Origin of the sequence: Micromonospora globbae (assembly GCF_003610785.1) — a bacterium.
GTDB lineage: Bacteria > Actinomycetota > Actinomycetes > Mycobacteriales > Micromonosporaceae > Micromonospora > Micromonospora globbae.
Genome location: NZ_RAQQ01000048.1, coordinates 1 through 15,295, shown reverse-complemented (window position 1 = coordinate 15,295; position 15,295 = coordinate 1). Strand labels below are relative to the sequence as shown.

Below are 15,295 nucleotides of genomic sequence, written 5' to 3'. Positions count from 1 at the left end.
GCCGCCGCCGCTGGACCATGCGCTGGAAAGCACCGCTGAACGCCTTCCAGATCGCCTTCGAGGGCCGGCTCACCCCGGCCAACCACTGACCTCAACAACCAAGATCAGCCGTTAACTTGACACTCCCCCCCCCGGGCGTACGCCCCGGCTGCGCCACCAGCCGCGGAGCCAGTGGGTGACCGCCAGCGGGGGGATCAGCGCGCTGGTCACGAGCATGGTGGTGACCTCGTCGGCGCGGCGCGGGCCGGGCGCGATGCGGGCCCGGGCGAACTCGGCGGTGCCGGCCGCCCAGGCCAGGGCCGCGACGCCGGTCGCGACGCCGAGCGCCCCGCGCGACGCGGCGTGCCGTGGCGGCCGGGCGTGCAGCGCCACGCCCACCAGGGCCAGGACGCCGGCCGTGGTGACGGCGGCGTGCCGGTGCCGCCGCCCGGGCGGCAGCCCGAGGTCGCTGCGCCAGCGCGGCCCGTAGAGCCGGCGCAGCAGCGCGTCGTCGGCGTTGCCGCGCTGGGTCCGCAGGCTGATCCACCGGCTCTCCGGGCGTACCGGATGGGTCACCACCCGCCGCCCGCGGACCAGTCTCCAACCCGCGGACCGCACCCGGTGCGCCAGCTCGGCGTCCTCGCGGTAGGCGCGCGGGAAGCGCTCGTCGAAGCCGCCGACGGCGGCGAGGGCGTCGCGGCGGTAGGCCATGTCGGCGGTGATCCACACGCCCTCGGCCAGGCCGGCGGTGCCCCGCTCCCAGTCGGTCGGCCGGCGGTGCGCCGGCAGCGGCACCCGCACGGCGCCCTGCACGCCGCCCACCCGGTCACCGACGGCCAGGTCCGCGACCAGCCGCCGGGCCCAGTCGCCGGCCGGCACCACGTCGTCGTCGAGGAAGACCACCCAGGGGCCCCGGGCGGCGCGCCACCCGGCGTTGCGGGCCGCTGCCGGGCCCGCGCCGCGCCCGGTCAGCACCTTGGTGTACGCGGCCAGCGTCCCCGGCACCGCCAGCTCCCCGGCGTCCCCGCGCCGGTCGTCGACCAGCAGCACCTCCACGCCCGGCAGGTCGTCGAGCTGACCGGCGAGCGCGTCGAGCAGCACCGCGAGGCTGGGCCGCCCGACGGTCGGGACCACGATGCTGATCACCGGCCACCGCCCAGCGCGCCCCGGCGCACGGCGAACGGCCCGAGCGCCAGCAGCTCCACGGGTGCCGAGCCGAACAGCTCCATGGCCTCCCGAGGGGTGTCCACCATCGGACGGCCGGCGGTGTTCAGCGAGGTGTTCACGACGACCGGGAGGCCGGTCAACCGCTCGAACTCGGCCAGCAGCTCGGCCACGAGCGGCTCGGTGTCGGGCGAGACCGTCTGCACCCGGGCGGTGCCGTCGACGTGGGTGACCGCGGGGATGCGGTCCCGCCACTCGGGCCGCACCCGGTGCACGAACAGCATGTAGGGGCTGGGCAGCTGCCCCTCGAAGATGTCGGCGGCCCGCTCGGCGCGGACCATCGGGGCGATCGGGCGGAACTGCTCGCGGCCCTTGACGTCGTTCATCCGGGCGGTCGTCGCCGGGTCGCCCGGGTGGGCGAGCAGCGACCGGTGACCGAGGGCGCGCGGGCCGTACTCGCTGCGCCCCTGGTACCAGGCGACGATCCCGTTGTCGGCGAGCACCCGGGCCGCCTCGGCGGCGATCGACGCGGGCCGCGTGTACGGCAGCGCCGCCCGGCGCAGCTCCGCCTCCAGTTCCTCGTCGGACCAGCCGCGGCCGAGGTCGGCGCCGGGCATCGGGACGGACCGGTCCCCGAGGGCGCCGGCGACGTGCAGCGCGGCGCCGAGCGCCGTGCCCGCGTCACCGGCGGCCGGCTGCACCCACACCCGCTCGTACGGGCCCTCCGCGGCGACCCGGGCGTTGGCCACGCAGTTGAGCGCCACTCCGCCGGCCATGGCCAGGGTGGACGCGCCCCCGGACGCGTCGTGCAGCCAGCGGGCGAGGTCGAGGATGACCTCCTCGATCCGCGTCTGCACGCTCGCGGCCAGGTCGGCGTGGTCCTCGGTCATCTCGCCGTCGGGTTCGCGCGGCTTGGTGAGGCTCGCCCACTCGACGCGGTCGACGGTGAACCCGCCGTCGTCGGTGACCCGGACCAGGTCGCGCAGCAGCCCGAGGTGCCGGGGCCGTCCGTACGAGGCCAACGCCATCACCTTGTACTCGTCGCTGGAGTGCAGGAAACCGAGGTGCCGGGTGAGGTCCTCGTAGAGGAGGCCGAGCGAGTGCGGAAGCTCCTGCGTCCGCAGGGACCGCAGCTCGCCGCCGTCGTACCGGCCGGCGAGGTGACTGGCCACCTCGCCGCGCCCGTCGAGGACGAGCACGGCGGTGTCGTCGCCGGCGGTCGGCGCGGCGAGCCCGGCGGACGCGGCGTGCGCGACGTGGTGCGGGACGAACCGCACCTTGGCGGGGTCGAGTCCGGGCAGCGCGGCGGCGAGGAACTGGGGCGCGCGCGTGGCGTACTCGACGCGCAGCCAGTCCCACGGGTCGGCCAGCCCCAGGCTCTCCTGGTCCCGGCAGAGCGCGGGGTCGAAGGAGTACGCGACGGCGTCGAGTTCGTCGACGCCGATGCCCGCGCTGGCCAGGCACCAGGCGGCGGACAGCTCCGGCAGCTCCCAGGCGGAGAAGGGGACCGGGCGCTTGCCGTGCTTGCGGCGGCTGAACCGCTCTTCTTCGGCGGCGGCCACCACCCGTCCGTCGACCACCAGGGCGGCCGCCGGGTCGTGAAAGATCGCGTTGATTCCGAGGACCCGCATGCAGGTCCCCTACCCTCGACTTCTCCGCCTAACCTCTAGATCATCGACTTCTCCCTCGACGGTCGTCGAAAGTGGAGAGATGTGACCGTACGTCATCGGAAGATCGCTGTCCGAGATCGAATTCCGGTGCCCGGCGACCGGCGCCGGTGCGGTCAGCCGGCGGGGGACGGCGCGAGGCCGGCGGCCCGCGCGGGGGAGAGGCCCCGGCCGTCCGTCACGTTGGCCACGAACGCCTCCGCGCCCAGCGCCGCCCGGACGCCGGCCCGGATCCGCTCCACCTCGTCCCGTTCCGTAGCGCTGGGCGGCAGGCCCGCCTCCGCGCGCAGCGCCTCGGCCGCCCCGAGCAGCCGCGCCGCCTCGGCGTACGCCCCGTCCAGCGCCGCGGCGCCGGCGAGCCCCTCCAACGCGTACGCCTGGTCGCGCACGGCGTCCTGCTCGCCGGCGACGGTGAGCGCCTGCCGGTGCAGCGACCGGGCCCGCCCGGCGTCGCCCCGGTGCTCGGCGATGAACCCGAGCTCGACCAGGACCATCGACACGTGCAGCGCGTGGCCGCCGTCCGGGCCGGCGGTGCGCAGCAGGGGGCGCAGCCGCTCCTCGGCGAGGTCCAGCCGGCCCTCCCGGCGGGCGGCGAAGCCGAGCACCAGGTCGGCGAAGACCTCGACCCCGTACAGGCCCTGCTCGCCGGCGAGCCGCACGGCCCGTTCGCCGAACTCGCGGGCACGCGACGGGTCGCCCTGTTCGAGGGCGAGCCACCCCAGCCAGCAGAGCCGGCCGCAGGCGTCCGACCAGAGCCCCATCTCCTCGGCGATCCGCAGCCCCTCGGTGTGCCGCCGGACCGCCTCGGCGTAGTCGCCGGTCAGCTCGGCCAGCGCGCCGAGCCACTCGCCGGCCTGGAGCTGCCCCCAGGCGTCGCCGAGGCGCGCGAAGAGTTCGGCGCTGCGCCGCGCGGCCTCGTCGAGCCCGGCCAGGTCGCCGCGCACGTGGGCCAACTTCGCCCGTACCGTCAGCGCCGCCGCGACCCCCCACGTGTCACCGGCGGTCTCGAAGTCGCGTAGCGCCTGCCCGACCAGCTCGTCGACGACGTCGCCCTCGCCGAGGTCGGTGGCGCCCATCGCCAGGAACCAGTGTGCCCGGCCGCGCCGGGACGGCGGCGTCACGCCGGCCAGGTCACGCAGCACGGCCGCCCGGTCGGCCGGCCAGCCGTCGCCGCGCAGCATCGCCAGCCCGGCGCGCCAGGCCCGGGCGCTGGCCACCAGGGACGGTGCCGTCGCGCCGGGAAGCGCCAGCGCGTCGTCCAGGGCGCGGCGTGCCTCGCCGAGCCGGCCGCGCAGGAAGCGGTACCAGGCGAGTGCGTCGGCGAGGCGGAGCGCGAGGTCCGCGGAACCGGTGCGGACCGCGGTGTCGGCGGCGGCGCGGAGGTTCGCGGCCTCGGCGTCCAACCGGCGCAGCCATTCCCGCTGCGCCGGCCCGTGCAGCCGGGTCGCCGCCGCTTCGGCGAACTCGGTGTACCAGCGCACGTGCCGTTCGCGTACCAGGTCGGTCTCGCCGGCCTCGGCCAGCCGGTCGGCGCAGTACGCGGCCACCGACTCCAGCAGCCGGTAGCGCGGCGGGTCGACGCGGTCGTCCAGCCGGACCAGGGAGCGGTCCACGAGACGGGCCAGCACCTCGAAGACGTCCTCGCCGGCCAGTTCGCGGTCGGCGCAGACCGCCTCGGCGGCCGCGAGGGTGCACCCGTCGACGTGCACCGCGAGGCGGCGCAGCACCGTGCGTTCCCCGTCGCCGAGCAGCTGCCAGCTCCAGTCGATCATCGCGGTGAGGGTGCGCTGGCGCGGCGGGGCTCCCCGGTGGCCGGTGGCCAGGAGCCGGAACCGGTCGTCGAGGCGGTCCACCAGCCCCTGCACGCCGAGCGCGCGGACCCGGGTGGCGGCCAGCTCCAGCGCCAACGGGATGCCGTCGAGCCGGCGGCAGAGCAGCGCCACCGCCGCGGCGTTCCCGCCGTCCAGGGTGAACCCGCGGGACGCGGCGGACGCCCGGGCCACGAAGAGCCGCACCGCCCCGAAGGCGCCCAGCCGGCCGGGATCGGTGGCGGCCGCCGCGTCCGGCACCTCCAGCGGCGGCACCTCCCACACCACCTCGCCGGACAGCCCCAGCGGCTCCCGGCTCGTCGCGAGGATCCGCAGGTGCGGGGCGACCGACAGCAGGTGCGCGCTCAGCTCGGCGGCGGCGTCCACGACGTGCTCGCAGTTGTCGAGCACCAGCAGCAGCCGCCGGCCGGCCAGCGCGGCGGCCAGCCGGTCGGCGAGCGGTACGGGCGGCCCGCCGGTCGTGTCGTCGCGGATCTGGAGCACCGCACCGATCCGCTCCGCGAGCGGCGGCTCCGGGCCACGCGCCACACCGGCGAGCTCGACGAGCCACACGCCGTCGGGGAAGTCGTCGCCCAGCCGACGCGCGGTCTCCAGGGCCAGGCGGGTCTTGCCGACCCCACCCGCGCCCGTCAGGGTGACGAGCCGGTTGTCCGACACCGCCGCACGGACGTCGTCGAGGGCCTCGTCGCGTCCGACCAGGTCGGTCAACGCGACCGGGAGATTGCCCGCCAGCCGCCGCGCCCCGGGCCCGTTCGTCGCGGTGTCGCTGAGCGCTTCCCCGTTCGTCGCGGTCTGCGCGGCTCCGGCCGGCGTGGTCTCGGTGCGCGTGGCTTCGGCCGGCGTGGTCGCGGTCTGCGCGGCTTCGGCCGGCGCGGTCCCGCCCTGCGTGGCCCGGTCCGTCGCGTTCTCGGTGTGCGCGCTCGCGGTGTGCGCGGTCGCTACGGTGACCGTCGCCGCGGCCGGTGGAGCCGCCACCGTCAGTGCCGGGTCCTGCGTCAGGATCGCGCGGTGCAGGGCGACGAGTTCCGGGCCCGGGTCCAGCCCCAGCTCCTCGGCCAGCCGCGAGCGCAGGTCGGCGTAGCTCGCGAGGGCCTCGGACTGGCGTCCCGCCCGGTAGAGCGCGCGCACCTGCGCCGCCCGGAGCCGTTCCCGCAGCGGGTGGCGGGCCACGAGGTCCGCCAGTTCGCCGACCACGCCGGCGTGCTCGCCGAGGTCGAGGCGGGCCTCCACGTACTGTTCGAGGGCCACGAGGCGCTGCTCGGCCAGGCGGACGGCCACGGGGCGGACGAACTCCTCGTCGGCGAAGTCGGCGAACGGCTCGCCGCGCCACAGCCGCAGTGCCTCCGCGAGCAACTCGGCGCGGGGGCGCGGATCCGAGGTCACCGCGGCCCGCTCGGCCAGGTCGGTGAAGCGGATGGCGTCGAGCGCGCCGGGGCCGACCCGCAGCAGGTAGCCCGGCGGCCGGGAGACGAGCAGGTCCCGTCCGCCCGGCTCCGCCTCCTCGAACGCGCGGCGCAGCTGGGAGACCCGCACCTGGAGGGCGGCTGCCGGGTTCGCGGGGGCGGCGTCGCCCCACAGGTCCGCCACGAGGCGGTCGGTGGAGACGGCGGTGCCGTGGTGGGCGAGCAGGTCGGCGAGGAGGGTCCGCACCTTGAGCCCCGGCACCCGTACCGGCGTCCCGTCGTCGGTGGTGACCGCCACCGGGCCCAGCACCGCGAACCGCACGCGCCCACCTTACGGGCCGGGACGGCATCCCGGGGGGACGTCGTAAGCCGACCTGAAGCGGTCCGTAAGCGGCGCCCGGCACGCTGAGTCCCGTCAGGAGGTCCGGCACGGCGGAGGTCGCGATGGCGGAGAACGGCACGCTGCGGATGGTGGTGATCGTCGGCAGCACGCGGGCCGGACGGTTCGGCCCCACCGTGGCGGAGTGGTTCGTCGGCCGGGCCCGGCGGCGTCCCGAGTGGGACGTCGACCTCGTCGACCTGGCACGGGCCGGGCTGCCGGAGACCCTTCCGGACCTCGACGACGAGCTGCCCCGGCCGGTGCGGGCCCTGGCGCCCCGACTGGCCGCCGCCGACGCGTTCGTGCTGGTCACCCCGGAGTACAACCGGGGCTTCCCGGCGCCACTGAAGACGGCCATCGACTGGTACCACGACCAGTGGTGCGCCAAGCCGGTGACCGTGGTCAGCTACGGCCGCGAGTCCGGCGGCCGGTACGCGACCGAACAGCTCCGCCAGGTGCTGACCGAGGTGCACGCGGTGACCATCCGGGACACCGTGGTCCTGCCCTGCTACTGGGACGAGTTCGCGGCAGACGGCGGCTGGCCCCGCCCCGCGTCGGAGTGCGTCGCCGCCGCGGACAGCGTCCTCGACCGGCTCTCCTGGTGGGCGTACGCGCTGCGGGAGGCGCGCGCCCGCCGCCCCTACCGACCCTGAGACCTGGAAGGAACCGACATGACCGCCACGACGACCGGGTACGCGCCCGTCAACGGCCTGGAGATGTACTACGAGATCCACGGGGAGGGCAAGCCGCTGCTGCTCGTGCACGGCGCGCTCTCCAACATCGAGACCGACTTCGGGGCGATCCTGCCGCTGCTCGCCCGGACCCGCCAGGTGATCGCCGTCGAGGCCCAGGCGCACGGTCGTACCGCCGACATCGACCGTCCGCTGCGGGTCGAGCAGCTCGCGGAGGACTGCGCCGCGCTGCTGCGCCACCTCGGGCTGGAGAAGGTGGACGTGCTCGGCTACAGCATGGGCGCCGCGGCCGCGTTGCGGCTCGGCGTCGACCACCCCGACCTGGTCGACCGGCTGGTGCTGCTCTCGATCGCCACGAAGATCTCCGGCATGCACCCCGGGCTGCTGGACGGCATCGCCCTGCTCCAGCCCGAGCACCTGCACGGCTCGCCGTTCCACACGGACTACCTGCGCCTCGCGCCGCGTCCGGAGGACTTCCCGATCCTGGTGGAGCGGGTCAAGGACATGGACCAGAACCTGCCGGAGGTGCCGGACGAGGCGGTCGCCGCGCTGGCGTCGCCGACGCTCGTCATGATCGGCGACTCCGACATCATCCGTCCGGAGCACGCGGTGGAGGTGTTCCGCCTGCTGGGCGGTGGGGTGGCCGGCGACAACGTCGGGCTGCCCCGGTGCCAGCTCGCCGTCCTGCCCGGCACCACCCACGTCACCCTGGTGCACCGCGCCGAGTGGGTGGCGGGCATGGCGGAGAGCTTCCTCACCACCGAGGTGCCGGCGACGGCGTGACGACGGGCGCGGGGCCCCGCCGGACCGGCGGGGCCCCGCGTCGTCAGGAGACGGTGACCGACCCGTCGGCGGCGCGGACGCACGAGACGGCGCGTGCCGCCGTGGCGGCCGCCCCGGTGAGGCACCGACCGAGCACCTGGTGCCCCGCCGCGTTCGGGTGCCACGACTCCTGGCAGGTCTGGAAGTACGTGGCGCAGGTGTTGGCGATCCGCTGGATGGCGATCTTGTCCTTGCCGGAGAGGCTCGTCACGAAGACCCCGTTCGGCGGGTCGTCCTGGAGCCTGATCGGGGTGGCCAACGCGCCGGTCGGGCTGGCCGCCGACTCGCACAGCCGCGCGCCGTCGAACGCGCGCTGCACGTTGAGGTAGACCAGATCGGCGCCGGGAAACTCGGCGGCGAGCGTGTCCCGCGTGGACTTCACGAGCGTGCCGAGGCCCTGCGAGAAGTGGTGGCCGGGCAGCAGGCTGGCCCGGTGGATGGGGCACCCCGCGGCGTACCGCTCGGCGCCGAGCGCGCGGAACTTGTCCCGGGTGTCGTCCCGGCCGTCCTCTGAGTGGAAGTTCGGGTGCAGGTCGACGGGCAGCGGGTTGGTGTAGTCCTGGAGCACGACCCGGTGCTGCCCGTCGGCGTCGACCTCGTCGAGGGTGGCCAGCAGCTGGCGTACGGCCGCGACCGTCTCGGCGGTCGCCGCGGCGAACTGCGCCGAGGTGGCCAGGTCGGCGTCGCTGCACGGGTCCTGCGGCACCGGGCCGTTGAGGTACGCCCAGAACTCCCACCAGCCGGTCCAGGCGTCGGCGATGAACCGGTTGGCGCACTTGTCCGCCACGTCGCCGAAGGTGAACGAGCTGTTGTTGGAGCCGAGACCGACCAGGACGAGGTCGATGTCGTGCGTGCGGGCCACCGTGCGGAGCTGGTCGAGCTGGGCCGCGACCTGCCGGCCCTTGGCGCGTGCCGCGGATGCCGTCGCGATGTCGTGCGGCTGCCCGCCGGAGCAGGCCAGGTTGAACCGGGCCTGGATGCCGGGGAGGTCGGCCCGGTGCAGCGACGCGTTGGCCGAGCGGTGACAGAAGTACGCGTTGCTGTTCGGCGCCGTCCAACCCGGGAAGCCCTGCGCGACGCCGTTGACGTCGACCACCGGCGTGTACGCGCCGGCGCCCTCGCCGCTGATGAAGCTGTCACCGAGGGCCACCGCGGCGGTGGGCAGCGCGGCCGAGGCGGGAGCCGGCAGCGCGACGGCGGTCGACAGCGCGGCCGTGGTGACGGCGAGCGCCGCGACCAGGGCGGTACGACGGAATCTGGACATTCGTCCCCCATCTGCCCATCGAAATGTGAAAGATCCTCTGCGATGGATCAGACCACTCCGATGTGACACCCGTCAATGCCCCGCGTCTGGGACGGGGTCGGGGCCCCGGCGGGCGGGTCAGGCGGGGCGGTGGAACTCCGCGCGCCAGCGCAGGATCCCGGTGTCGCGCAGATCCTCCACCCGCACCGGTGTGAGGCCCGAGCGGCCGAAGGCGTCGATCTCCCCGCGCGTCAGCGGCCAGGGCGGTGCGGCGGGCGGGTCCTCCTCGTCCTCCCGTCCGGCGGCGATGACCAGCAGCGTGCCGCCCGGGGCCACCGGCTCGCCGACCGCGCCGAACGCGGCCTCGCGCACCCGCGGCGGCAGGGCCTGCACGTTCATGCTCTCCAGCACCAGGTCGAAGCCGCGCCGCCAGTCGGCGGGCGGGTCGAGCAGGTCCGCGGTCACGTACGTGACGGGCGAGCCGGGATGCCGCTCCCGCGCCACCCGTACGGCGGTGGGGGAGATGTCGAAGGCCGTGGTGGCGAAGCCCAGCCGGCCCAGGTACTCGGCGTCGCGGCCGTAGCCGCAGCCCACGACCAGGGCGCGGCGGCCGGCCCCGGACAGCTCGCGTGCCGTGGCCCACTCGACGAGCAGGCCGTGCGGGGACTCCCGGTCCCAGGGGACGGTGGAGTCCACCCGCTCGGCCTCCGTGTAGAGCCGTTCGAACCAGCCGGTCGGATCGCCCGCGGCCAGCGCCTCGGCCGACAGCCGCGCCGTCGCCTCCTGGTCCTGCCGTGCCCTCCCGGCTCGCCGGCGCCCGGGGGCGGGCGCGACCGCCGGCCAGCGTAGCGCCGGCCGACCATTCCCGCGGTCCCGCGCCGCCTCCCCGCCCTTCCCACGCCGCCTCCCCGCCCTTCCCACGCTGATCATGACGTTGGCGGGCCTGAACCGGACATTTCGCCCCGCCAACGTCATGATCACCGGGAGTCGGGGGGTGGGGGTGGGGGCGGGAGGGGGCGGGAGGGGGCCGGTGGAATCTGGCGGTGGGGGTTGGTGTTGGACGGGCGGGGTCGCGTACCGCCGACCGCCTGCGCACACACCCGCGGCCGCCTCGTCGCGCGGCGGGTCGCGCGGGGTTGTCGGGGCATCCGGCTAGGCTCGCTGCGGCGCGCCGCGCCGGCATGACCCGCCGGCGAGCGGCACCACACCGCCGAGACCTGGGAGTACGACCCGTTGACCGCAGAGCCTGAGACCCTGTACGGGGCCGACGACCTCACGCACCTCGAGGGGCTGGACGCCGTCCGCAAGCGGCCCGGCATGTACATCGGCTCCACCGACAGCCGTGGCGTGGGTCACCTCGTCAACGAGATCCTCGACAACGCGACCGACGAGGGTGTGGCCGGTCACGCCACCCGGGTCGTGGTGACGCTGCACGCCGACGGCTCGGTGGAGGTCGACGACGACGGCCGCGGCATCCCCACCGACGTGCACGCGCGTTCCGGCCTCTCCGGCGTCGAGCTGGTGCTGACCCGCCTGCACGCCGGCGGCAAGTTCGGCGGCTCGGGTTACAAGACGTCCGGCGGCCTGCACGGTGTGGGCGCCTCCGCGGTCAACGCGCTCTCCCGCCGCTTCGACGTGACCGTGCGCCGCGACGGGAAGATCCACGCCATGTCGTTCCGCCACGGCGTACCGGGCATCTTCGACGGCGACGGGCCGGACGCCCCGTTCACCCCGGGCCCCGGCCTGCAGGTGGTCGGGGCGATGAAGCGTCGCCAGCCCACCGGCACCCTCATCCGCTGGTGGCACGACCCGCGCTACTTCGAGACGGGCGCCGCGCTCGACGTCGAGTCCGTCCGGATGAAGATGCGCAACACGGCGTTCCTGGTGCCCGGCGTCACCTACCTGCTGCGCGACCTGACCGGCGCCGAGCCGGTGGAGGAGACCTTCCACTTCCCCAACGGGCTCACCGACATGGTCGAGTTCCTGGCCCCGGCCGGCGACCGTCCGGTGTCGGGCACGCTGCTGGTCACCGGCGAGGGGACGTACCGGGAGAACGCGGCCGACGCCAACGGCGTCATGCAGTCCAACGTGCAGCGCCGCGCGGAGGTCGAGATCGCCTTCCGGTGGGGCACCGGCTACGAGCGCACCGTCGAGTGCTTCACCAACACCATCCGCAACGCGCACGGCGGCACCCACCGCAAGGGCTTCGAGCGGGGCCTCGCCCGCACCCTGGCCGAGGCCGCCCGCAACACCCGCGGCCTGCTCAGGGCCAAGGAGGACGCGCCCACCCTGGACGACGTCCTGGAGGGTATGACGGCCGTGGTGCACGTGCGCATCCCCGAGCCGCAGTTCACCTCCCAGACCAAGGACGAACTCTCCACGGCCGGCATCACGAAGGTGGTGCAGCAGTTGGTGGAGCAGCACCTGAAGTCCTGGCTGGAGGACCGGAAGACGCGCGCCGAGGCGCGCACGGTGCTCCAGAAGATCGTCGACGCCGCGCGCGTACGGCTCACCCAGAAGCAGCAGAAGGACGCCGCCCGCCGCAAGACGGCGCTGGAGGGCGCGTCGATGCCCGCGAAGCTGGTCGACTGCCGGGCCACCGGCATCGAGCGCAGCGAGTTGTTCATCGTGGAGGGTGACAGCGCGCTCGGCACGAGCCGGATGGCCCGCTCCTCGGAGTACCAGGCGCTGCTGCCGATCCGCGGCAAGATCCTCAACGTCCAGAAGGCGAACCTCCAGCAGGTGCTGGACAACGCCGAGTGCGCGGCGATCGTGCAGGTGCTGGGCGCGGGCTCGGGGCGTACGTTCGACCTGTCCGCGATGCGGTACGGCCGCGTACTCATCATGGCCGACGCCGACGTCGACGGCGCCCACATCCGGACGCTGCTGATCACGCTCTTCGCCCGGTACATGCGGCCGCTCATCGAGGCCGGCCGCCTGTACGCGGCGATGCCGCCACTCCACAAGATCACCACGAAGGGCCGCAACCCGGAGACGATCTACACGTACACGCAGGCCGAGATGGAGGCGACGGTCCGCAGGCTGGAGAAGGCCGGCAAGCAGATCGTGACGCCCGTCCCGCGCTTCAAGGGCCTCGGCGAGATGGACGCCGACGAGCTCTGGGAGACGACCATGAACCCGGCCACCCGGGCGGTGCGGCGCATCACGCTCGACGACGTCGACGCCGCCGAGCGGATCCTCGACCTGCTGATGGGCGAGAAGGTCGAGCCGCGCCGCAACTGGCTGATCGAGTCCGCCGACCGGGTCGACCGCGAGGCGATCGACGCATGAGCCGCCGGCGGGACGGCATGAGCACCGGGTCCACCCGAGGGGAACACTGAGCATGGCACGCCGCAAGGAAACGAAGGTCGACCTGTCCGCGTTCGACCGGGCCGGCGCGCGGGTCTTCGACAACCCGCTGGTCACCGAGGTGTCGGACTCCTACCTGGAGTACGCCTTCTCGGTCATCCACTCCCGCGCCCTGCCCGACGCTCGCGACGGCCTGAAGCCGGTGCACCGGCGCATCCTCTGGTCGATGTACGAGCAGGGGCACCGCCCCGACCGGGGGCACGTGAAGTCCGCCCGGATCGTCGGCGACGTGATGGGTAAGTACCACCCGCACGGCGACGCGCCCATCTACGACGCCATGGTGCGGCTGGCGCAGGACTTCTCGCTCAACGTGCCGCTCGTGGACGGTCACGGCAACTTCGGCAGCCCCGACGACGGGCCGGCGGCGGCGCGCTACACCGAGGCGCGCATGTCCCGCGAGGCGATGCTGCTCGTCGGCGAGCTGGGCGAGGACACCGTCGACCTCGAGCCGAACTACGACGGTTCGCTGACGCAGCCGACGGTGCTCCCGGCCGCGTTCCCCAACCTGCTCGTCAACGGCGCGTCGGGGATCGCCGTCGGCATGGCCACCAACATGATCCCGCACAACCTCGCCGAGGTCGTGCAGGCCGCCCGCTGGCTCATCAACCACCCGGACGCCTCGCTGGACAAGCTCATGGAGTTCGTCCCGGGCCCCGACCTGCCCACCGGCGGCCTGCTGCTCGGCCTCGACGAGGTGCGCCGGGCGTACGAGAGCGGGCGGGGCGTCGTCCGCATGCGCGCCAAGGTGGAGATCGGCCCGCTCCAGGGCAGCCGTGGCCGGCAGGCGATCACGGTGGTCGAGCTGCCGTACGGCGTGGGCGCGGAGAAGGTCATCGCGGCGATCACGCACGAGGTGACCAAGACCAAGCGGCTCACCGGCATCGCCGACGTCAAGGACCTCTCCGACCGCGAGAACGGCACCCGGCTGGTGGTCGAGTGCAAGGTGGGGGTCAACCCGCAGGCGCTCCTGGCCGACCTCTACCGGCTCACGCCGCTGGAGCAGTCCTTCGGCATCAACAACCTCGTGCTGGTCGACGGGCAGCCGCGGACGCTGGGGCTGAAGGAACTGCTCGAGGTCTTCCTGGCCCACCGCTACGAGGTTGTGACCCGGCGCAGCTCCTACCGCCGCCGCAAGCGGGAGGAGCGGCTGCACCTCGTCGACGGCCTGCTGATCGCCCTGCTCGACATCGACAAGGTGGTCAAGCTGATCCGCGGCAGCGAGGACGCGCAGTCGGCCAAGGAAGGGCTGATGCGCCGGTTCAAGCTCTCCGAGATCCAGGCGACCTACATCCTCGACACCCCGCTGCGGCGGCTCACCAAGTACGACCGGCTCGAACTGGAAGCCGAGCAGGAGAAGCTGCGGGCCGAGATCGCCGACCTGTCGCGCATCCTGGACGACCCGAAGGTGCTCCGGAAGCTGGTCTCGGACGAGCTGGCCGCCGTGGTGAAGCAGTTCGGCGCCCCGCGCCGTACGACCCTGGTCGACGGCGACCTCAAGGAGGTGCTCGCGGCGTCCGCCCCGGCGGGCCCGCTGGAGGTGGCCGACGACCCCTGCCAGGTCATCCTCTCCGCGACCGGCCTGGTGGCCCGCACGGCGGCGGAGTCCGAGGAGGCCGCCGAGGGGCGCCGCCGCAACGGCCGGGTGAAGCATGACGTCGTCCGCGCCGTCGTGCCCTCCACCGCGCGGGGGCGGGTGCTGCTCGTGACCAGTGCCGGCCGTGCCTTCAAGATCGACGTGCTGCCGTTGCCGGTGCTGCCCGAGCAGTCCGGCACCGTCTCGCTGCGTGGCGGGATGTCCGCCGCCGAACTGGTGCCCCTGGAGGCGGGGGAGACCGTCGTGGGCCTCGCGCCACTCGGGCCGGCCGGGGAGGGCTCTCCGGGGCTCGCGCTCGGCACCCGGCAGGGCGTGGTGAAGGTCTGCGCGCCGGAGTGGCCGGTCCGCGCCGACGAGTTCGAGGTCATCAGCCTCCGCGACGGTGACGAGGTGGTCGGGGCGACGTGGCTGACCGACGGCGCGGAGACGCTCGCGTTCGTCACCTCCGAGGCGTCCCTGCTGCGCTTCCCGGCCAAGCTGGTCCGCCCGCAGGGCCTTCGGGGCGGCGGCATGGCCGGGATCAACCTGCCCGACCCGGCCCAGGTGGTCTTCTTCGGCGCGGTGCGCACCGACGACCCGTCGCACGGGGAGCCGATGGTGGTCACGTCGACGGGGGCCACGGTCAAGGTGACGCCGTTCGCGGCGTACCCGGCGAAGGGCCGCGCGACGGGCGGCGTGCGGGCGCAGCGCTTCCTCAAGGGCGAGACCGACGTGGTGGTCGCCTGGATCGGGCCGCGCCCGGTCGGCTCGACGGCGAACGGCGAGCCGGTCGAACTGCCCGCCGCGGACCCGCGCCGGGACGGCTCCGGCTTCGCCGTGATGCTCGGCCCGACCGTGGTGGGCCACCTGATCGAACGCGACTGACCCACCCCACCCTGCCCCCCGGCCCCCCGCGCCGGTCCGGGGTCGCCCCGGTGATCATGAAGTTGTTGCCCCGACACGCCGGGCGGCGTCAAGTGGTGAGTGCAATTGTTAGGGCGCGATGAGTTCGGCTAGTCGCTGGGCTGGGGTGGCCCAGCCCAGCGTTTGGCGGGGTCGGGTGTTCAGTTCGTGGGCGATCTCGTCCAGGCCGGTCTGGTCGATGGTGCGGAAGTCGTAGCTGCCTTTGGGGAAGTACTGGCGTAGCAGCCCGTTGGTGTTCTCGTTGGTGCCGC

10 protein-coding genes are annotated in these 15,295 nt (G+C 74.5%); 4 read left to right on the top strand and 6 right to left on the bottom strand.

The window, feature by feature from the left end; translation table 11 throughout:
- Positions 1-111: 111 nt before the first annotated feature.
- From D7I43_RS31285 to D7I43_RS32905, 3 genes are all read right to left on the bottom strand, one after another.
- The gene (locus tag D7I43_RS31285) at positions 112-1,125 is read right to left on the bottom strand and encodes a glycosyltransferase family 2 protein (protein ID WP_120332168.1); all 1,014 of its coding nucleotides are present in this window, start codon (positions 1,123-1,125) and stop codon (positions 112-114) included.
- Positions 1,122-2,774, bottom strand: coding sequence for a carbamoyltransferase family protein (locus D7I43_RS31280; RefSeq protein WP_120332167.1), 1,653 nt, complete (start codon positions 2,772-2,774; stop codon positions 1,122-1,124). The genes D7I43_RS31285 and D7I43_RS31280 overlap by 4 nt, the downstream gene beginning before the upstream one ends.
- Before the next feature lie 152 nt (positions 2,775-2,926).
- Entirely contained in the window at positions 2,927-6,364 is a 3,438-nt protein-coding gene (locus D7I43_RS32905; RefSeq protein WP_158610196.1) for an AfsR/SARP family transcriptional regulator, read from the bottom strand.
- Between the two features lie 122 nt (positions 6,365-6,486).
- On the opposite strand from D7I43_RS32905, the gene D7I43_RS31270 reads away from it, so the two are divergent.
- Positions 6,487-7,074 (top strand): NADPH-dependent FMN reductase, encoded by a 588-nt coding sequence (locus D7I43_RS31270; protein ID WP_120332166.1) that lies wholly within the window; start codon positions 6,487-6,489, stop codon positions 7,072-7,074.
- A gap of 18 nt (positions 7,075-7,092) precedes the next feature.
- On the top strand, positions 7,093-7,896 hold the full coding sequence (locus tag D7I43_RS31265; protein WP_120332165.1) for an alpha/beta fold hydrolase: 804 nt from the start codon (positions 7,093-7,095) through the stop codon (positions 7,894-7,896).
- A gap of 43 nt (positions 7,897-7,939) precedes the next feature.
- Here the strand turns inward: D7I43_RS31265 and D7I43_RS31260 are convergent, their stop codons facing one another.
- Both D7I43_RS31260 and D7I43_RS31255 read right to left on the bottom strand, forming a co-directional pair.
- On the bottom strand, positions 7,940-9,199 hold the full coding sequence (locus D7I43_RS31260; RefSeq protein WP_120332164.1) for an SGNH/GDSL hydrolase family protein: 1,260 nt from the start codon (positions 9,197-9,199) through the stop codon (positions 7,940-7,942).
- A 117-nt stretch (positions 9,200-9,316) separates the two neighbouring features.
- Complete coding sequence (locus tag D7I43_RS31255; protein WP_240033303.1) at positions 9,317-9,874, bottom strand: class I SAM-dependent methyltransferase; 558 nt, start codon at positions 9,872-9,874, stop codon at positions 9,317-9,319.
- 537 nt (positions 9,875-10,411) lie between these two features.
- Between D7I43_RS31255 and D7I43_RS31250 the strand changes: the two genes are divergently transcribed.
- Positions 10,412-12,469: a DNA gyrase/topoisomerase IV subunit B gene (locus D7I43_RS31250; RefSeq protein WP_120332162.1), complete on the top strand. Its 2,058-nt coding sequence runs from the start codon at positions 10,412-10,414 to the stop codon at positions 12,467-12,469.
- A gap of 52 nt (positions 12,470-12,521) precedes the next feature.
- On the top strand, positions 12,522-15,005 hold the full coding sequence (locus tag D7I43_RS31245; RefSeq protein WP_120332161.1) for a DNA gyrase/topoisomerase IV subunit A: 2,484 nt from the start codon (positions 12,522-12,524) through the stop codon (positions 15,003-15,005).
- A gap of 108 nt (positions 15,006-15,113) precedes the next feature.
- On the opposite strand, the gene D7I43_RS31240 is transcribed toward D7I43_RS31245, so the two are convergent.
- Positions 15,114-15,295: IS30 family transposase (locus tag D7I43_RS31240; RefSeq protein WP_147427361.1), on the bottom strand; the 182-nt coding region annotated here is incomplete at its 5' end.